This window comes from Rhodopseudomonas sp. (assembly GCF_048594845.1).
Lineage (GTDB): Bacteria > Pseudomonadota > Alphaproteobacteria > Rhizobiales > Xanthobacteraceae > Rhodopseudomonas.
The window spans coordinates 1-18,702 of sequence record NZ_JBMDXE010000319.1; the positions used below are offsets into that span (position 1 = coordinate 1).

The window sequence follows — 18,702 nt, forward strand, 5'->3', positions numbered from 1 at the left end:
AAGGGGGAGGGGAGCCCTAAACGCTGCCGCCCGCACCATCATCACCGCCCACCCTCCAACTGCCGCCGCTGAAGCCGCTCGTAGATCATCAGCGGCAGGAGCAGCACGCCTAGCAGGACGACGGCGATCGCCGAGGCTGCCGGCCAGTCGCGGTTGGTGAAGAATTCCAGCCACAGCGTCTGCCCGATCATTTGCGAGTCGGAGCCCGCGAGCAGATCCGGGATCACGAATTCGCCGACGATCGGGATGAAGCACAGCAGAACGCCGGCGCCGATGCCGGGCAGCGACAGCGGAAACGTCACCAGCCAGAATGCGCCGCGCGGCGAGGCACCGAGATCGGCCGCGGCCTCGCCGAGCGCGGCCGGCAGCTTCGCCAGCGTCGCGTACAGCGGCAGCACCATGAACGGCAGATAGGAATAGACGATGCCGACATACATCGCGGTGTCGGTCGATAGCCACACCACCGGCGTGGACACGATGTGCAGCGTCAGCAGCAACTGATTCAGCAGACCGTCGTGCTGCAGGATGTTGATCCAGGCGTAGATGCGGATCAAGAACGAGGTCCAGAACGGCACGATCACCAGCATCATCGCCAAGGGCTGCCAGCGCCGCGGCAGCCGGGCCATCGCATAGGCGATCGGATAACCGATCAGCAGCAGGATCGCAGTCGAGACCGTTGCCACCGTGAGGCTGCGCAGATAGGACAGCACATAGAGGTTGTCCGACATCAGCAGCCGGAAATTATCCAGCGACAGCGTCGCGAACGCCGCGCTCAGCGCCTCCCAGCCGGCGCTGAGATCGAATACTGGGGTATAAGGCGGCTGCGCGATCGCGCTCTGCGACAGGCTGATCTTCACCACGAAGCCGAACGGAACCAGGAAGAACAGCGCCATCCACAGATACGGCGCGATCACCGCGAGCCGCGCCGGGCGGGTGAAGATTTCGCGTGCGCCGCTCATCGGCGTTCCTTCACAAGACCTGCCTTCATCGCCCTGCCCTCATCGGTCCAGCACCACGCAATCGTCCGGCGCGAACCACGCGACGACGTGCTGGCCGGTCTGGTACACGTCACTGTCGAGCCGCGTCGTGTTCGCCATCTTGGCATGCAGCACGGCGCCGGCATCGAGGCGGAGCTTGTAGCTGGTCAGCCCGCCGACATAGCCGACCTCGACGATCTCGCCGTTGAGCCGGTTCATTGCATCGGCATGACCGGGATCGGCCGCGGGACCACGCCGCGACAGCTTGATTTTCTCGGGGCGGATCGCAAGCGCCACCGATGTCGCCTCGGTCGGCTGCGACGGCGCCGTCGCTGTCACCGCGCCGGCATCGCTCGTCGCCACGGTCAGGCGGCCGTGCTCGCGCGACGTGACGTTGCCGTCCAGTATGTTGACGTCGCCGACGAACTCCGCGACCCAGCGCGACGCCGGCGTCTCATACAGCCGACGCGGCGTCGCGACCTGTTCGAGCTTGCCGGCGCGCATCACGCCGATGCGGTCCGCCACCGTCATCGCCTCGTCCTGATCGTGGGTGACGATGACGAAGGTGGTGCCGAGCCGCTTCTGCAACGCGATCAGTTCGAGCTGGGTGTTTTCACGCAGCTTCTTGTCGAGGGCTGCCATCGGCTCGTCGAGCAGCAGCAATTTCGGCCGCCGCGCCAGCGCGCGGGCGAGCGCGACGCGCTGCTGCTGACCACCGGAGAGCTGATCGGGCCGGCGCTTCTCCATGCCTTCGAGCTTCGCCAGCGCCACCATCTCGGCGACGCGCGCCTTGATCTCCTTGCGCGGCAGTCCGGCACGCTTCAGCCCGAACGCGATGTTGTTGGCCACCGACAGGTGCGGAAACAACGCGTAGTTCTGGAACATCATGTTGACGGGACGCTCGTGCGGCAGCACCGGCGCGATGTCCTCTCCGTCGAGCAGGATGCGGCCGGTGTCCGGCGTCTCGAAGCCGGCAAGCATCCGCAGCAGCGTGGTCTTGCCGCAGCCGCTGGGGCCGAGCAACGCGAAGAATTCGCCGGCCTTGATGTCGAGTGACAGTCCGTCGACTGCGACGAAGCCGCCGAAGCGTTTCTCCACCGCCTCGATCCGCAACAGCGGCGCGCCGGCAATCTCGGCCGACGCAGCATCCCCAGCGTGCTCAGTCATGTCCCCGGCGTTCCGCCCCCATCCTCGATCGATCAGAACCGCAAAGCTGTAGCGGCCAATCGCAGGCGGCTCAACAGCCGCGGAGCAGGCGCTCGGTACGCCGCGCGACGCCGGCGCGCGTCAGTCTTCGGCGTCGGGCGCTGGGATCGCCGTTTGCGCGTCGGGCGTGCTCAGGCTCCACATCGCGTCGAACATCGAGGCCTGAAACGCCGCGAACTCGGCGCTGTCGATGATCAGGCCGTAGCTCTCCCGCGCCGACGAGATCAGGCAGACCTTGTTGCCGTAGATGAAGCAGGTCATCGACAGCGTGTGCTCGTGCGGCGCGTAGCGCAGCTCGCGGCACAGTTCCTGGCTCGACGGCCAGATCGGCGCGATGTCGCGCTCCACGGAGCGGATCACCCGCAGCCAGATGCCGCGGCGGGCGCGCTCCTGCAGATAGCGCTCCATTTCCTCCAGCCCGGGCTCGGCCATCAGCTCGCGCATCGACAGCGTCGCGCGCAGCACCTTGTCGCCGCCCGACAGCGTGTCCCACAGCGTGGTGCGAATGCCTTCGGGCCCCGGATGGAAACGCACGTTCGGCTGGCCGCTCTCGTGGTGATACATCGAGCGCAGCACGGGCATGACGTCTTCCAGCATCGTCCGGCGGGCTTCCAGCCGCTCCAGCAGGATGCCCGGCTCCTGCGCGACCACGAAGCGCCGCTTGCCGTGGTCGACGAAGCGAACCAACCCCTCGGCCTCGAGCTTGGCCAGCGCGTCGTGCGCTGTGGTGCGCGGCAGACCGGCCTTGGCGGCGACAGCCGTCACCGACGCGCCGCCGAGGCCGACGGCGGTCAGATACAGCTTGTAGAGCGATCCCGTGATGCCGATCCGGGCCAGTTTCGCTTCGATATCCACCATCACTCCCCACAGCCCAAGTCAGCCGACCATGTCCGATCCGGACCACGACGTCTATTGTCGGATTTTCCCGACACTTCAACGGCTAATTCGCCCCATATGCTTGTCGTGCCGGCAGATGCCGTCACTATGTGCAATATTTTATGGGTTATGCCTGATTTATGTTCCGGTCGGCGCGGATTCTAGATTGACGGAATTATCCGACATATTCATCCTTTGATGGTGCCCGGATGCGGGCGAGCACGACCAAAGGAGGAGTGCAGATGGAAGCAGAAGCCGATGCGGGCCGCCTGCCGGTCGAAACGATGAGGCCGCGGTTCGCGATGATTCAGAATGCTTTTGCGGGGCGGCCGATGCGGGCCGCGATCGGCCTCACGGCCTTCTTCGCGATCTGGCAGGCGATCACCCAGCTCGGCCTGGTCGACGGCTTCCTGCTGCCCTCGCCGGTCGCGATCGCCGAGGCGCTGTGGCAGATGGCGATCGACGGCTCGCTCTGGGTCCACCTCGGCGCCAGCCTGCAGCGCGTCGCGGTCGGCTTTCTGCTCGCCTGCGTGGTCGGCCTCGCGCTCGGATTGCTCTGCGGCTGGTGGCGCACGGTTTCCGACTATGTGGGCCCGGTGATCGAGGCGCTGCGGCCGATCCCGCCGCTGGCCTGGATCCCGATCACCATCCTGTGGTTCGGGCTCGGCGATGCCGCCTCCTACTTCCTGGTGTTTCTCGGCGCCGTCTTCCCGGTGTTCATCGCCACCTACACGGCTATCCGCGGCCTCGACCGCAACCAGATGAACGCCGCGCTCTGCCTCGGCGCCAAGCCGTGGCAGCTGTTCACCGACGTGCTGATCCCCGCCTCGCTGCCGATCATCCTGCCCGGCCTGCGCATCGCGCTCGGTGTCGGCTGGATGTGCGTCGTCACCGCCGAGCTGATCGCCGCCCAGACCGGCCTCGGCTACCTGATCCAGCAGTCGCGCATGCTCTTCCAGATCAACAACGTCGTCGCCGGCATGGTGACGATCGGACTGATCGGCTTCGCGATGTCCGCCATCCTTGAACGCATCGAGCGGCGCGTGAACGCGTGGGCTCCTTCCGAGCGCAGCTGAGGAGCCTCGCCATGAACGCCCAATTCGCACCTGCTACTCTTGGCGCCGCCGTACCGGCTCCGCGAACCGCCGCTGCCGACGTCCAGATCGACATCCGCAACGTCGGCAAGGTCTACGACTCAAAGACCACCCACCAGGCGGTGATCGCGCTCGACGGCGTGTCGCTGCGCATCAAGAAGGGCGAGTTCATCTCGCTGCTCGGCCCATCGGGCTGCGGAAAGTCGACGCTGCTCAGCATCATCGCCGGCTTCCAGTCGGCCTCGAGCGGCCAGATCCTGCAGAACGGCCGGCCGATCTCCAAGCCCGACGCCTCGCGCACCGTCGTGTTTCAGGACTACGCGCTGTTCGGCTGGATGACGGTGCAGCAGAACGTCGAGTTCGGCCTCAAGGCGAAGGGCATGCCCAAGGCGCAGCGCGCCGAGATCGCCCGCTCGCTGATCAAGACCGTTCACCTCTCCGGTTTCGAAGACAAGTATCCGCACCAGATGTCCGGCGGCATGAAGCAGCGCGCTGCGATCGCCCGCGCGCTGGCGCCCGATCCCGACATTCTGTTGATGGACGAGCCGTTCGGCGCACTCGACGCTCAGACCCGCGTGCTGCTGCAGGAAGAAATCGCCCGCATCTCCACCGAAGCCGGCAAGACCGGGATCTTCGTGACCCACGGCATCGACGAGGCAGTGTTCCTCGCCGACCGCGTCGTGGTGATGAGCCCGCGGCCCGGCCGCGTCCGCGACGAAGTGCTGGTACCGCTGCCGCGGCCGCGCACCGCCGAAATGCGATCCGATCCATGGTTCGTCTCCACGGTCAAAGACCTGTGGGAGACGCTGAAGCCTGAATGGCCAACAGGGGACTCAGCCGTGACAATCAATCTATCGCGCCGCCGCTTCGGACAGCTCGCCGCCGGCTTTGCAGCCACCATGCCGCTCGCGGCGCCGTCGATCCTGCGGGCCCAGGGCGCCGATGTCGTGAAGATGGGCTGGTTCAACACCACCACGGTGTCGGCCCAGATCGCCCACGTGCTGATGCGCACCGACATCGCGGAGCGCAACGGCCTGAAGATGGAAATGATCCAGCTCGCCGCGTCGCCGGCGATCACCGAAGCGCTGGTCTCCGGCGCCGCCGACATCGGCACGCTGTCCGACTTCGCCGCCGTCACCACCATGGCGATCGGCGCACCGGTGACCACCGTGTCGTCGCAGGCGATCTTCCGCTCGGCGGTGCTCACCACGAAGAAGTCGGGCATCACTGATCTCGCGGGCCTCAAGGGCAAGCAGGTGTTCGGCACCTTCGGCATCACTGCCTTCCAGAACGCCCAGGAAGCCGTGGCGAAGGCCGGGCTGACGCCCGGCAAGGACGTCACCTTCGTCAACGTCGGCCCGGCAGAACTCGCCGACGCGGTCGGTGCGCAGCGCATCGACGCGTTCTTCACTTACGATCCGTTCGTGTCGTTCTTCGAGAACGCCGGCTTCGCCCAGGTGGTGTCGCAGAACGTCACGCCGGTGATCGTGCTCAGCGGCAACAACCGCTTCTTCAAGGAGCGGCCGGAGGTGCTGAAGCGGATGCTGAAGGCGAACTCCGAAGCGCTGTTCTTCGCCAGCCAGAACCACGACCTCGTCAACGGCTGGTTCCGCACGCTGGAGCCCGCCAAGAACATCCCGGTCGAAGTGCTGGAGAAGGCCTCGAGCTACGATCCGGCGTGGAGCGCCAAGGCCTACACCGACGTCAAGGCGACGCTGACGCCGGCGCAGATCGCCAAGATGGATCTGCTCGGCAAATGGGGCGTGGAAAACAAGCTGCTGCCGCGCGTGCCTGACGTGACGAAGTTCGTCGACACCACGATCGCCAGCGCGGTCGACAAGGAAGCCGCCGCCAAGGGCTTCGATCCGAAAAGCGTGAAGATCACCCGCGCCTGACCCGTCCCGGGTTGGACGTCTGAGTTCGTTATGCCCGGGCTTGTCCCGGGCATCCACGCCTCGGGGCTCCAACCTCAGCAAAGACGTGGATGGCCGGGCCTTCGCCGCGCCGAAGCGGCTTCGGCCGCGCAGGCGGGACGAGCCCGGCCATGACGAGAACCGTTAGCCAAAATGCACGACTTGGTATCAAAGCCTCAGCGTCATTTCGACTTCGCCGCCATGTCCGGCGCGGATCGTTACCGGCTGCTCGCCTCGACCATCATGCCGCGGCCGATTGCCTGGGTGGTGACGCGGGCGCTGGACGGCTGCGTCAACGCCGCCCCCTACTCGTTCTTCAACATGTTCGGCTCGGATGATCCGGTCATCGCCCTCGGCATTCTGGCCCGGCCCGGTTCGCCGAAGGACACCGCCGCAAATATCCGCGCCACCGGCGAGTTCGTCGTCAATCTCGTGCCGTTCGACCTCGTCGAGACGATGAATGCGACCTGCGTCGACGCCCCGCCGGAGGTCGACGAACTCGCTCACGCCGACCTCGCGACACTGCCGAGCGTCGCGATCGCGCCGCCGCGGATCGCCGCCTCGCCGGTCGCGTTCGAGTGCAAGCTCACACATCTGCTCGACACCGGCCCCGGCCAGTTGCTGGTGGTCGGACAAATTCTTCACGCGCACTACGCGCAGCATGTGCTCACCGGCGATCCGCAGCGCCCGCGCGTCGATCACGCCGCGCTCGATCTCGTCGGCCGGATGCACGGCCCCTCCGCCTACACCCGCACCCGCGATCTATTCGATCTCGACCGGCCGCTCTGGCACGCCCCGCAGATCAGCTCCACCACCGCATCATAAGGACCCATCCCATGGCCAAGTTGAAAGTCGCGGCCGTCCAGGCGACCACCGTTCCGTTCGACGCAGCAGCCGCGACCGCCCGCACCGTGGCGCTGATCGGCGAAGCCGCCGCCAAGGGTGTCCAGATCGCGGTGTTTCCCGAAGCTTTCATCGGCGGCTATCCGAAGGGCCTCGATTTCGGCTGTGCCATCGGCCGCCGCACCCCGGAAGGTCGCGAGGATTTCGCCCGCTATGTCCGCGGTTCGATCAGCATTCCGGGCCCGGAGGTCGACCAGCTCGTCGCCGCCTGCGCCGAGCACGACATCCACGCCGTCGTCGGCGTGATCGAGCGCGACGGCGGCACGCTGTATTGCACGGCGCTGTATCTGGCGCCCACCGGCCTGCTCGGCATCCACCGCAAGATCATGCCGACCGGCTCGGAGCGGCTGGTGTGGGGCTTCGGCGACGGCTCGACCCTGACCGTGGTCGACACGCCCTACGGCAAGCTCGGCGGCGCGATCTGCTGGGAGCACTACATGCCGCTGATGCGTGCCGCATACTACGCCAAGGGCGTCCAGATCTGGGCCGCACCGACCGCCGACGACCGTGAGACGTGGATTTCGACGATGCGCCACATCGCGCTCGAAGGCCGCTGCTTCGTGATCGGCGCCTGCCAGGTGATGCGGCGGTCGGACTTCCCGGCCGACTATGCCAGCCGGATCGAAGCCGGTCCGGACGAGTGGATGATGCACGGCCGCTCGGTGATCGTCGGACCGCTCGGCGAAGTCCTCGCCGGCCCACTACTCGACGAGGAAGGCATCCTCACCGCCGATATCGACACCGACGATATTCTCGGATCGACGCTCGATTTCGACGCGGTTGGACACTATTCGCGGCCGGACCTGTTCACGCTGCACGTGGACGAGCGGCCGCAGACGCCGGTCGCGTTCAGCACGAACAAAGCCAAGGCGTGATGTCGATAACTCGAGCTAACGATCGTCGCAGGCGAGCGGTCAGATCGCCTGCCGGGCCCGCGCGGCGGCGCCCTTGACCGGCGACGGCAGGCCGACCAGCCAGGGATAGTCGTCGATCGGCGCCGGACGACCGATCAGATAGCCCTGAACTGCGTCGCAGCCTTCCTCGACCAGGAAGTCGAGCTGCTCCTGGGTCTCGACGCCTTCGGCCACCAGCGAGACGCCGAGGCCGTGGCCGAGCCCGATCACCGCGCGCACGATCGCCGCGGACTGCACGTTGCGGCCGAGATTCATGATGAAAGCGCGGTCGATCTTGATCTTGTCGAACGGGAACGCCTGCAGATAGGTCAGCGACGAGTAGCCGCTGCCAAAATCGTCCATCGAGACGCGGACGCCGAGCGCCTTGAGCCGGCGCAGCAGCGACAGGCCGCGTTCGAAATCCTCGATCAGCACGCCCTCGGTGATTTCGAGCTCGAGCCGGCCCGGCTGCAGCCCAGTCTCGATCAGCACGCGATGCACGAACGAGACCAGATCGCTGTTGAGGAATTGGGCCGGCGACAGGTTGACGGCGATCTGCAGCGGCTTGGGCCACGCCGCCGCCTGGCGGCAGGCCTCGCGCAAAATCCATTCGCCGATCTCGACGATCAGTCCGCTTTCTTCGGCGAGCGGAATGAACTCCGACGGCGGCACGAAGCCGCGGATCGGATGACACCAGCGCGCCAGCGCCTCGAAACCGACGATGTTGGTTTCGGCGACCAATTTGCTGCTCGAAGCCTGCGGCTGGTAGTAGAGCGACAATTCGCCGTTGCGGATGGCGCTCGACAGGTCCTGATGCAGCGCCCGGCGGTCGCGGATCTGCATGTCCATCTCGGGCGCGAATACGCTGATGGTGCCGCGCGCCCGGGCCTTGGCGCGGAACAGCGCGGCGCCCGCATTGGCGAGCAGCGAAGCGGCATCCTTGCCGTCGCGCGGGAACAGCGCAATGCCGGTGGTGACGCCCGTGCGCACCGTTTTGCCGTCGATCTCGAAGCCATGGGCCAGCTCGCGCGCGACCCGCTCGGCGAGTTCGTAGCCCATTGTGGGCTGAGCGCCGTCGATCAGCAGCCCGAATTCGTCGCCACTGAGGCGTGCCACGATGCCGCCGCGGGACGCCGTCTCGATCCGCCGCGCCACCTCGATCAGCAGCTTGTCGCCGATCGCATGACCGAACACGTCGTTGATCTCGGCCAGCCCATCAAGATCGACCGTCAGCACGGCGAACTCGTCGGAGGCACAGTCGCAGGCCTCGATCATCTGCGACAGGGATTTCAGGAAGGCGGTCCGGTTGGGAAGCCCGGTCAGACCGTCGTGATACGCCATATGCGCCATCCGCGCTTCGGTCTGGCGGCGGTCGGTGACGTCCACATGGGTCTTGATCAGATAGGTCTCGGCCTCGTCGGCCACGGTGATGCGGCGGGTCACGAACAGCCGCAGCCCGTTCTTGGTGCTGATCGGATGCTCTTCGACCATCAGGCCGCCCTTGCGGATCGCGAGCTCGTCGCGCTCGCCGATCAGCCGCGCTTCCTTGGCGTTGAAGATCTCGCCCGACGTCAGCCCCAGTGCGTCTTCGCGGCGGCGGTTGAGGATCACCTCGGCGCCGCGATTGGCGAGCACATAGCGGCTATTGCTGCTGTTCTGCACCGTCAGCGCGACCGGAATGTTGTCCACGACCAGTTCGAGGAATTTCCGCGTCTTGTCGAGTTCACGCGCCAGCGCCTGACGTTCGGTGACGTCCTGAAACAGCGCGATGATGAATTCCGGCTCGTTATGTTCGTTACGCGCGACCACGCGCTCGGAGGCGAGGACGAGATCGCGGCGGCCGAACTCGATCGTCAGCTCGGAGCGATACTCGCCCTTCCCCGACGCCAGCGCAGCCTGGTCCGCCTCGCGGATCGCGGCAGCCGAACGCGGCGGATAGAGATCCTCCGCGGTCGCACCGATGATCTTTTCGCGCGGCATCTTCGACAACTTTTCGAAGGCGCGGTTGGCGAGGATGTAGCGGCCGTCCTCGATGCTCTTGGCGGCGACGCACACCGGGATGTTGTCGATCACCGACTCGAGGAACTGGCTGGTGGTCGAAAGCTGCTTGGAAACCCGGCGCAGCTCGGTGCAGTCGTTGTGGGTCGAGATCGTTCCGCCATTGGCGAGCACCGAGACCTTGACCTGGACGAAGCGACCGTCCGGCAGCTCGCTGATGTGTCCCTCGGGCGTGGCAGCGGATCTCAGGAATTCCTTGGTGCTGAGATCCAGCGTGCCGCGCGCGCGACGCAGCGCAAGCAGGTCGCGCGTATTCATGCCGTACGGCGCATCGGCCCGCGTCAGCCCGTACATCTCCAGATAGCGATCGTTGCAGAAAACCAGCCGGCCGGAGGCGTCGGAAATCACCACGCCCTGTTGCAGCTTGTTCAGCACGGAGTCGACCAGCACGTTCTTGCGACGCTCGGCGCGGCGCAGGCGGCGGATCACCGACGTTGCCCACAGCGCGACCGCGCTGGTGATGCAGGCCAGCACGATGCCGCCGATCAACAGCTCCCAGATCAGTTCTGGTTCGAAGCCGCCGAGGTCGGCCGGCTGAGCACCTGCCTGCGCAAACGCAGCCGTGCTCGAGGCGAAAAGCAAAGCCACCGCCGCAGCCGCTGCTGCCCCGCTGCTTGCCTTCCCATTCCTCAGCACCATGAACCACCCGGCAATTGCTGGTGAATAATCTCGCGCGTGACTTATTTTGAACGCGTAAACACCACAGGTTCGTCATCCGGATCGTGACCTGGTTTTCATCAATTGACCTGCGATGGTTAATCCCGCGATAACACCGCGCCCTGTTTGGGCAGTGTCGGGAATGGGGAGCTATGGAACAGGTCGAATGCGTCGTGGTCGGCGCAGGAGTGGTGGGTCTCGCGATCGCGCGGCGGCTCGCGCAGGCGGGACGTGAAGTCGTCGTGCTGGAGGCCGCCGAAGGCATCGGCACCGGAACGTCATCGCGCAACAGCGAGGTCATTCACGCCGGAATCTATTATCGCGCCGGCAGCCTGATGGCGCGGCTTTGCGTCTCCGGAAAGCAGGCGCTGTACGCCTATTGCGGCGACCACGGCGTGCCGCATCGGAATTGCGGCAAGCTGATCGTCGCGACCACGGCGTCCGAAGCCGACAAGCTCGCGGCCATTCACGCCCATGCGGCGGCGAACGGCGTCGACGATCTGAAGACGCTCGACGGTGCGGCGGCCCATGCGATGGAGCCGGCCCTGACCTGCGTCGCAGCCCTGCTGTCGCCCTCGACCGGGATCATCGACAGCCACGCCTACATGCTGGCCCTTCACGGCGACGCCGAGGAAGCCGGCGCCGCATTCGCCTTTCATGCACCCCTGCTGGGCGTCGCGTCCGCCGATGACGGTCTGGCGCTGGATGTCGGCGGCGAGGCGTCGATGGCTCTGGGATGCCGGCTGCTGATCAATGCGGCCGGCCTCGGCGCACCGGCGGTGGCGCGCGCGATCGCGCCGATGCCGAAGGAGCTGGTGCCGACCGAATATCTCGCCAAAGGCAATTACTTCAGTTGCGGCGCGCGGGCGCCGTTCTCACACCTGATCTATCCGGTGCCGGAGCCGGGTGGCCTTGGCGTGCATCTGACGCTCGACATGGGCGGACAGGCGCGGTTCGGGCCCGATGTCGAATGGATCGACAGCATCGACTACGTCGTCGATCCGGCCCGCGCAGAGCGGTTCTATCCGGCGATCCGCAAGTATTGGCCCGGCCTTCCCGACGGAGCGCTGGCACCTGGCTATTCGGGAATCCGGCCGAAGATCGTGCCGCCCGCCATTGCCGTACAGGACTTCGTGATCCAGGGGCCGCACGTTCACGGCGTCGCGGGACTGATCAACCTGTTCGGCATCGAGTCGCCAGGGCTGACCGCCTCGCTGGCGATTGCCGACTATGTGGCGGATCTGGCGGAAGCAGCGTAGCCACGCATCGGGCGCAACGACACGATCGGCGTTGGCACTTATCAGATCGACAGAGCCGAGACCTGCGGCAGGTGCGTGACCCTCGGCAGGCTATAATCTGCTTGCTGATCGTGCCAGATCCCGGTCTTTGCGCCGACGCCGAAGCGTCCCGGATGGATGGCGCAGACCGGAGTCCGTCACGTCGTTTGCGGAGATATCAGCCTTCGCCGAAATTGCAGCACGTGTGTGCCGACCATCGCGTGCGAAACGCTGAGTTCGCCGCAGCCATCAGATCAATGGAGAGTTGCGGAGCCTTGCTTCAACCGGTTGATTTCGTCCCGTACCATGAGTTTGCGACGCTTCAGCTCGGCGATGCGCAGATCGTCCGTGGAGGGATGGGCGAGCGCTTCGTGCAGTTGGGACTCTAGAACTTTGTGCTTGCGTTCAAGTTCGACGAGATGCGACTGAAGTGCCATACGAAACCTCCTCTATGAGTGAGACTAGATTCCATCCGGACGAGTGAGTGTACATCTCTCAGTGCGGCTGTCGATGGTTTTGAAATATCTGCGTCATAATTACCCGGTCGTCTGAAACGATTCTGGATTAGCCGGGTTGAAGATCGGGCCTTGCTATACGTTCGTCGGACAATGCGCAACTACAACGTCCGCGCGCATTTTGTCGTCTCTCTCCGCTTGGTGCAGCAACGGCCCTAGGTTCTTAACGCCATCGAAATGATTATTCCGCCTAAGGTCGAGTTCGACGAAGGAAGCAACTGCACCGCTTGCCGACGCGGTGCACAAAGGCGATAATCGGCGGAACATCACTCTCCGCCCCGGTCCGCACTCCGCGGATCAGTCCAAGCTGTTTCTGGTCATGACCGACGAAGATGAAGGCGAGCTCGCTGCCGAGCTCGCAAAGCTGCATCAGGAACACCGCGACCTCGACGCGGCGATCGATGCATTGCAACATTCGCCGGCTCCCGACCTGCTCCGGCTGCAGCGCCTGAAGAAGCGGAAGCTGGCGCTGCGCGACCGCATCGCCTTCATCGAAGATCAGATCACGCCGGACATCATCGCCTGAGTGGCTGGCCGGCCGCCGCCCGGCGCTCGGCCTTGCGCGCATACATGGCGCGGTCGGCCGCGGCCAGGGCGTCGGCCGCATCCATATCTGCTGTCAGCATCGCGACACCGGCCGATACGCCCGCAGTCACCGTATGGGAGCCGAATTGGATCGGCAGGTCGTCCACCGTCTCCTCCAGCGCCGCCGCTTTCCTGCGGGCGTCCGCCTCGCTTAAATTCCACAGCAGCAGCGCGAACTCGTCGCCGCCGAGCCGTCCGATCAAGTCGGACGCGCGGACGTGGCTGAGCAATGCCTCCACCACGGCTTTCAACACGACATCGCCCGCCGCATGGCCGAACGTATCGTTGACCGGCTTGAGACGATCGACATCGAGCATGATCAGCGCGCCGCCGGCCCCGTAGCGCTTGATATAGGCGAGCGCGCGTTCCAGTTCCCGCTCGAAGCCGCGGCGGTTGGCGATGCCCAGCAGATAATCGGTTTCGGCCGAGGCGCGCAGTTCGTCGATCTGTGCCAGCGCGGCGGCAAGCTGCGCCTTCAACCGCCGGATCTGCGCCTGCGGTCCGGATGGCAGCCGGGCGGCGCCAACGCGGGCGCGCGGCAAAGCCTTGCCGGCCAATTTGGGTTCCGGCTTGGGTGCCTTGGCCGCCTTGCCGGCGTCCCGCTTGGCAGACCCCTGAGCGGGGCGCGGCGGCTCCTTGAGGGTCCCGCCGGGCGGCGCTTTTCGGGATCGGGAGTGCGTCTTTTTCATCAGAATCAGCGTCTGGAGCACCACAACCCTTGCCGGTCTTCACCAAGAAAGGATAGTGCATTCCCGGCGCCTTGGCCGCGATGCCGGCCGGCTCTATATTTCCCCCTCTTATGCTTCTGGATTCGCGAAAGAATCGCTCGAATGACAGCCCCCATTGCGATCATCATGGGCAGCCAGTCGGACTGGGAAACGATGCGGCATGCCGCCGAGACCCTGACCGCGCTCGGCGTTGCCCATGATGCGCGGATCGTGTCCGCCCACCGCACGCCCGACCGGCTCTATGGTTTTGCCAAGGGGGCGAAAGCCGCCGGTTTCAAGGTGATCATCGCCGGTGCCGGCGGCGCGGCGCATCTGCCGGGCATGACGGCGGCGCTGACGGAGCTGCCGGTGTTCGGGGTTCCGGTGGAGTCCAAGGCGCTGTCGGGGGTCGATTCGCTGTATTCGATCGTGCAGATGCCGGCCGGCATTCCGGTCGGAACGCTGGCGATCGGCAAAGCCGGGGCCATCAATGCGGCGCTGCTGGCGGCCAGCGTGCTGGCACTCGGTGACGACGCCCTGGCGCAGCGGCTGTCGGCGTGGCGGAGCAAGCAGACCGCGGCGATCGCCGAACGCCCGGAGGGCACGGCGTGAGCGGTCCGACTCAGAAGGTGCTCAAGCCCGGCGATACCATCGGCATTCTCGGCGGCGGCCAGCTTGGCCGCATGCTGGCGATGGCCGCAGCGCGGCTCGGCCTGCGCTGCCACGTGTTCTCGCCGGATCCGGATTCGCCGGCATTCGACGTCGTGCAGAACGCGACCTGCGCCGAATATGCCGACGTCGAGGCGCTGGAGATGTTCGCCGCCGACGTCGACGTCATCACCTATGAATTCGAGAATGTGCCGGCTTCGGCAGCTCTGGTGCTGGCGGCCCGCAAGCCGGTGCTGCCGGACTACAAGATCCTGGAGACCACGCAGGACCGGCTGGGGGAGAAGGACTTCGTCAGCAAGCTCGGCATCGGCACCGCCGGCTATGCCGACGTGACTTCGCCGCAGACGCTGCGCGCCGCCGTCGCCAAGCTCGGCCTGCCCGCGGTGCTGAAGACCCGCCGGTTCGGCTATGACGGCAAGGGTCAGGCGATGCTGCGCGAGGGCGACGATATCGAGGCCGCCTGGCAGCGCCTGGAAACCCGCGCCGCCATCCTCGAATCCTTCGTGCCGTTCGAACGCGAAGTCTCGGTGATCGCCGCGCGCGGCGCCGACGGCCAGGTGGTCTGCTACGACGTGACCGACAACGAGCATCGCGACCATATTCTCAAGGTCTCACGCGCGCCGGCGTCGGTGAGCGACGCCATCGCCGGGGAAGCGCGTCGGATCGCCACCACGATCGCCGACGCGCTGGGCTATGTCGGCGTGCTCGGCGTCGAGATGTTCGTGGTGCCGGACGGCAATGGCGCCAAGGTGCTGGTCAACGAGATCGCGCCCCGGGTGCACAATTCCGGGCATTGGACGCTGGACGGCGCCTCCGTATCGCAGTTCGAGCAGCACATCCGGGCGATCGCCGGCTGGCCGCTGGCGCAGCCGCTGCGCCACGGCACCGTGACCATGACCAATCTGATCGGCCACGACGTCGACGACTATGCGCAGTGGCTGACGGTTCCGGGCGCGACCGTTCATCTCTACGGCAAGCGCGCCGCCCTGCCCGGCCGCAAGATGGGCCACGTCACGGTGGTGGAACAGGCCGCCAAACCGTAGGTTTGGTCGGCCAAACGTCGCAAAAACTTATCCCCCGGCGAGGTGGACATCGGCGGGGTGATCTGATACATCGGCGCCCTTAAGGCTGAGGGCCTGGCCGTTTGTCGGCCCCGCTTTCCAGAATTCACATCCGACCAGACAAATCGGTCCATTCAAAGAGGATGCCGCGTGCAGGTTCTCGTTCGCGATAACAACGTCGATCAAGCTCTCAAGGCGCTCAAGAAGAAGATGCAGCGCGAGGGCATTTTCCGCGAGATGAAGCTCCGCGGTCATTACGAGAAGCCGTCCGAGAAGAAGGCCCGTGAAAAGGCCGAAGCCGTTCGTCGCGCCCGCAAGCTGGCCCGCAAGAAGCTGCAGCGCGAAGGCCTGCTGCCGATGAAGCCGAAGCCGGCTTTCGGCGCCGACCGTCGTCCCGGCGCTGCTGGTGCCGGCGCCGCGCGTGGCCCGCGCTGATCGATCGACGATCGATCATACGATCCGGATTTCAGAACGCGGGCCTCGGGCCCGCGTTTTGCGTTTGAGGAGCCTCTCCCTGCCCCCTGCAGGGGGCAGTCCCTGAGGTAGCGTCTTTTATTCAGCGCTCCTCGCCGCCTTTCCGCTGCCGGCATAAAAATGCCCGGGACCAAGCCCGGGCATGCATCCAGTCTCGTTGGCCAAAGATCAGCGCGGCAGCACCGCGTGGAAGACTGACTTGGCGGCGAACAGCACGTCGTCGGCCACCGAGGGCTTCGCAGCCGGGGGCGTCTCACGCGCGGTCGGAATATCCGCCGGCGGCGCGATGCGGGCGCTGTCGTAGCTGGCGTCGACCGTTGCTGGTCCGGGCGCAGCGCCGACGATGCTCGATCCCGTCGTCATCTGGTTGGCCGCAGGTCCCGCGACGCTGACCGGTGGCGGCAGCGGCTGCAACGCGCCGGTGTTGCGCGGCGGATCCTGCACCCGGAACGCCTCGGTCTTCATCGGCTCGGCGGGCTTGAACGGCTCGGCGGCTTTTACCGTCTCCGGCACCTTGAGCGGCTCAGGCGCGCGGGCGGTGACATCGGTCAGCGGCTTGCTCGGCTCCGAGGCGCGAAGCCGTTCCACCGCGGCGCGGACAACGTCGTTGGGATCGCGAGCAGCCTCGCGGCGATCATCCTGGGTCTTGGCTGGCTCGGGCGCAGCGGTGGCGACGGCCGGCTTCGCAGCCGCCTTTTCAGCCAGCGCCTTGTCGGCCGCAGTCTTCTCCGCCGCAGCCTTTTCGGCCGCCAATTTATCCGCAGCGGCCTTGTCGGCGGCAGCCTTATCGGCCGCAGCTTTCTCGCGGGCGCTCGGATGCCGGAACGACGGCCGGTCGGCGGTCTTGGCCTTGCCGGCCTCGGCCTTCGGCTGATCCGGCTTGATGTAATCCGCCTTCTCGGCTTCCGGAATCGACGCAGTCATGGCCGGCGCGGCCTTCGCCGCATCCGCCTTGGGGGCGTCGGATTTCGCTTCCTGGGCAGCGGGAGCGGTGTTCGGCTTGACGATGTAGACGTTCACTACATACGCGCCGAGAACGGTGGCGACCACCGACGGCAGAATTTGCCCGATCAGTTTTTCGGTGATGTATTTCAGCATGAACGGGCCTCTTCCCCGTGCGCTTGATGCTCGATATTTGAGGCTGATTCAGGGATCAACTGCGACCTCTCGGTGACATCGGACGCGCCCGCCCGACGCCCGCTGCGTCGCCCGTCTATAGCTCTGCCCAGGCCCTTAACGCGCGGTTAAGCCTTGAGCTCGACCTCGAGAAATACGATCTCGGCTGTGGATTCATTGAGCACGTCGTGCTGGACCCCGGCCTTGCGGAAATATGACTGGCCGGCTTTCAGCTTGGCGATCGAGCGGCTGCCGTCCGGCGCCACGATCGTCATGTCGCCGTCGGCAACCGGAACGATGACGTAGTCCATCCCGTGGGTATGGTGGCCGGTGGCGGCGCCGGGCGCCAGCCGCCATTCGGTGACCCGCACCTCGTCATTGTCGATCTGGACGTCGGACTTGGCGGCGAGCGGCATGATGGTTTCCTTTTCCGGGGGAGAGTCGCTCGCAACGAATACCATCAAATCCACCCGCACCCCAGCACGCCGCCGCACAGCCGCAGCAACCCCGGCATGCGCCGTCGACTCGCGGCGGCATGAAGCCGTCGCATCCGGCACGCTGCCGTCTCGCCAAATGGTGCCGGATTGGTATGATCCTGCGTCATCCTCGCGATGAGACAACAAGCAAGAATAGGGAGCGCCATGTTTTCGCACATCATGATCGGCACCAACGACCTCGAAGCCGCCAAGTCGTTCTACGACAAGCTGCTCGGCACGCTCGGCGTGGCGCCGGCGGTGGTCGATCGGCACCGGATCTTCTACCGGACCAAGACCGGGACTTTCGCGGTGAGCAAGCCGATCAACGGTGAGCCGGCGACGTTTGCCAATGGCGGCACGATCGGCTTCCTCGCCAAGTCCCAGGAAGAGGCCGACGCCTGGCACGCCACCGGCGTCGCCAATGGCGCCACCCCCTGCGAGGACCCGCCCGGCATCCGCGCCATGGGCGACCGCAAACTCTACCTCGCCTATCTGCGCGACCCCGACGGCAACAAGCTCTGCGTGATGCACCCGATGGGGTGAAAGACCTATCCCCGTCATTGCGAGCGAAGCGAAGCAATCCAGTGCCGTGCACTGGGCTGGATTGCTTCGTCGCTTCGCTCCTCGCAACGACGGGAGAGTTAGTGGTCAAAATAAAAACGCCCGGCCGTTCGGCCGGGCGTTTCGTTTTTCGCAATAGGTGAGCGCTTAGTGCGCCATCGCCTTGACGATGTTCTCGGTCATCTTCTTGGCGTCGCCGAGCAGCATCATGGTGTTGTCGCGAGAGAACAGCGGGTTGTCGATGCCGGCGTAGCCGGAGGCGAGCGACCGCTTGATGAACATCACGGTGCCGGCCTTCCAGACCTGCAGCACCGGCATGCCGTAGATCGGCGAAGTCTTGTCCTCTTCGGCCGCCGGGTTGGTGACGTCGTTCGCGCCGATCACGAACGCGACGTCGGCCTGCGCGAATTCCGAGTTGATGTCCTCGAGCTCGAACACCTCGTCGTAGGGCACGTTGGCTTCGGCGAGCAGCACGTTCATGTGGCCCGGCATGCGGCCGGCGACCGGATGAATCGCGTACTTCACCTCGACGCCTTCCTTCTTCAGCGTGTCGGCCATTTCGCGCAGCGCGTGCTGGGCCTGCGCCACCGCCATGCCGTAGCCCGGCACGATGATGACCTTCGAGGCGTTCTTCATGATGAAGGCCGCGTCGTCGGCCGAGCCGAGCTTGGCCGGGCGCTGTTC

19 protein-coding genes are annotated in these 18,702 nt (G+C 65.8%); 10 read left to right on the forward strand and 9 right to left on the reverse strand.

The window, feature by feature from the left end:
- Nucleotides 1–41 precede the first annotated feature (41 nt).
- The 3 genes from ACOJTD_RS21310 to ACOJTD_RS21320 form a co-directional block, all read right to left on the reverse strand.
- Nucleotides 42–959: an ABC transporter permease gene (locus ACOJTD_RS21310; protein ID WP_420134857.1), complete on the reverse strand. Its 918-nt coding sequence runs from the start codon at nt 957–959 to the stop codon at nt 42–44.
- A gap of 39 nt (nt 960–998) precedes the next feature.
- Entirely contained in the window at nt 999–2,144 is a 1,146-nt protein-coding gene (locus ACOJTD_RS21315; protein ID WP_420134858.1) for an ABC transporter ATP-binding protein, read from the reverse strand.
- A gap of 120 nt (nt 2,145–2,264) precedes the next feature.
- On the reverse strand, nt 2,265–3,041 hold the full coding sequence (locus ACOJTD_RS21320) for a TrmB family transcriptional regulator (RefSeq protein ID WP_420134859.1): 777 nt from the start codon (nt 3,039–3,041) through the stop codon (nt 2,265–2,267).
- A 260-nt stretch (nt 3,042–3,301) separates the two neighbouring features.
- Between ACOJTD_RS21320 and ACOJTD_RS21325 the strand changes: the two genes are divergently transcribed.
- From ACOJTD_RS21325 to ACOJTD_RS21340, 4 genes are all read left to right on the forward strand, one after another.
- Entirely contained in the window at nt 3,302–4,135 is an 834-nt protein-coding gene (locus ACOJTD_RS21325; RefSeq protein WP_420134860.1) for an ABC transporter permease, read from the forward strand.
- A gap of 11 nt (nt 4,136–4,146) precedes the next feature.
- A complete protein-coding gene (locus ACOJTD_RS21330; RefSeq protein ID WP_420134861.1) occupies nt 4,147–6,048 on the forward strand; it encodes an ATP-binding cassette domain-containing protein in 1,902 nt (633 codons plus the stop codon).
- A 219-nt stretch (nt 6,049–6,267) separates the two neighbouring features.
- On the forward strand, nt 6,268–6,891 hold the full coding sequence (locus ACOJTD_RS21335; RefSeq protein ID WP_420134862.1) for a flavin reductase family protein: 624 nt from the start codon (nt 6,268–6,270) through the stop codon (nt 6,889–6,891).
- A gap of 11 nt (nt 6,892–6,902) precedes the next feature.
- Nucleotides 6,903–7,844, forward strand: a complete 942-nt coding sequence (locus ACOJTD_RS21340) for a carbon-nitrogen hydrolase family protein (RefSeq protein WP_420134863.1) — start codon at nt 6,903–6,905, stop codon at nt 7,842–7,844.
- 39 nt (nt 7,845–7,883) lie between these two features.
- Here the strand turns inward: ACOJTD_RS21340 and ACOJTD_RS21345 are convergent, their stop codons facing one another.
- A complete protein-coding gene (locus ACOJTD_RS21345; protein WP_420134864.1) occupies nt 7,884–10,559 on the reverse strand; it encodes an EAL and GGDEF domain-containing protein in 2,676 nt (891 codons plus the stop codon).
- A gap of 170 nt (nt 10,560–10,729) precedes the next feature.
- Between ACOJTD_RS21345 and ACOJTD_RS21350 the strand changes: the two genes are divergently transcribed.
- The gene (locus ACOJTD_RS21350; RefSeq protein WP_420134865.1) at nt 10,730–11,836 is read left to right on the forward strand and encodes an NAD(P)/FAD-dependent oxidoreductase; all 1,107 of its coding nucleotides are present in this window, start codon (nt 10,730–10,732) and stop codon (nt 11,834–11,836) included.
- A gap of 272 nt (nt 11,837–12,108) precedes the next feature.
- Here ACOJTD_RS21350 and ACOJTD_RS21355 read toward each other — a convergent pair whose 3' ends face one another.
- Nucleotides 12,109–12,291: a YdcH family protein gene (locus tag ACOJTD_RS21355; protein ID WP_420134866.1), complete on the reverse strand. Its 183-nt coding sequence runs from the start codon at nt 12,289–12,291 to the stop codon at nt 12,109–12,111.
- Between the two features lie 397 nt (nt 12,292–12,688).
- On the opposite strand from ACOJTD_RS21355, the gene ACOJTD_RS21360 reads away from it, so the two are divergent.
- Nucleotides 12,689–12,895, forward strand: coding sequence for a YdcH family protein (locus ACOJTD_RS21360; protein WP_420134867.1), 207 nt, complete (start codon nt 12,689–12,691; stop codon nt 12,893–12,895).
- Here ACOJTD_RS21360 and ACOJTD_RS21365 read toward each other — a convergent pair.
- On the reverse strand, nt 12,885–13,664 hold the full coding sequence (locus ACOJTD_RS21365; protein WP_420134868.1) for a GGDEF domain-containing protein: 780 nt from the start codon (nt 13,662–13,664) through the stop codon (nt 12,885–12,887). The two genes, ACOJTD_RS21360 and ACOJTD_RS21365, sit on opposite strands and share 11 nt — an antisense overlap.
- Nucleotides 13,665–13,784: 120 nt before the next feature.
- Here ACOJTD_RS21365 and purE point away from each other — a divergent pair, with 120 nt between their 5' ends.
- The 3 genes from purE to rpsU all read left to right on the forward strand — a co-directional run bounded on the left by purE (nt 13,785) and on the right by rpsU (nt 15,826).
- Complete coding sequence (gene purE, locus ACOJTD_RS21370) at nt 13,785–14,273, forward strand: 5-(carboxyamino)imidazole ribonucleotide mutase (protein WP_420134869.1); 489 nt, start codon at nt 13,785–13,787, stop codon at nt 14,271–14,273.
- The gene (locus ACOJTD_RS21375; RefSeq protein WP_420134870.1) at nt 14,270–15,373 is read left to right on the forward strand and encodes a 5-(carboxyamino)imidazole ribonucleotide synthase; all 1,104 of its coding nucleotides are present in this window, start codon (nt 14,270–14,272) and stop codon (nt 15,371–15,373) included. The genes purE and ACOJTD_RS21375 overlap by 4 nt, the downstream gene beginning before the upstream one ends.
- Before the next feature lie 168 nt (nt 15,374–15,541).
- Nucleotides 15,542–15,826 carry a 30S ribosomal protein S21 gene (rpsU, locus tag ACOJTD_RS21380; RefSeq protein WP_378384625.1) on the forward strand — a complete coding sequence of 95 codons (285 nt, stop codon included), beginning with the start codon at nt 15,542–15,544 and terminating at the stop codon, nt 15,824–15,826.
- Between the two features lie 207 nt (nt 15,827–16,033).
- Here rpsU and ACOJTD_RS21385 read toward each other — a convergent pair whose 3' ends face one another.
- Together ACOJTD_RS21385 and ACOJTD_RS21390 are read right to left on the reverse strand one after the other, a co-directional pair.
- Nucleotides 16,034–16,963 (reverse strand): hypothetical protein, encoded by a 930-nt coding sequence (locus tag ACOJTD_RS21385; protein ID WP_420134871.1) that lies wholly within the window; start codon nt 16,961–16,963, stop codon nt 16,034–16,036.
- Between the two features lie 146 nt (nt 16,964–17,109).
- A complete protein-coding gene (locus ACOJTD_RS21390; protein ID WP_420134874.1) occupies nt 17,110–17,397 on the reverse strand; it encodes a cupin domain-containing protein in 288 nt (95 codons plus the stop codon).
- Nucleotides 17,398–17,622: 225 nt separating this feature from the next.
- On the opposite strand from ACOJTD_RS21390, the gene ACOJTD_RS21395 reads away from it, so the two are divergent.
- Nucleotides 17,623–18,000 carry a VOC family protein gene (locus ACOJTD_RS21395; protein WP_420134872.1) on the forward strand — a complete coding sequence of 126 codons (378 nt, stop codon included), beginning with the start codon at nt 17,623–17,625 and terminating at the stop codon, nt 17,998–18,000.
- A gap of 165 nt (nt 18,001–18,165) precedes the next feature.
- Here the strand turns inward: ACOJTD_RS21395 and ACOJTD_RS21400 are convergent.
- Nucleotides 18,166–18,702 (reverse strand): NAD(P)(+) transhydrogenase (Re/Si-specific) subunit beta (locus tag ACOJTD_RS21400; protein ID WP_420134873.1); only part of this gene is annotated, 537 nt, incomplete at its 5' end.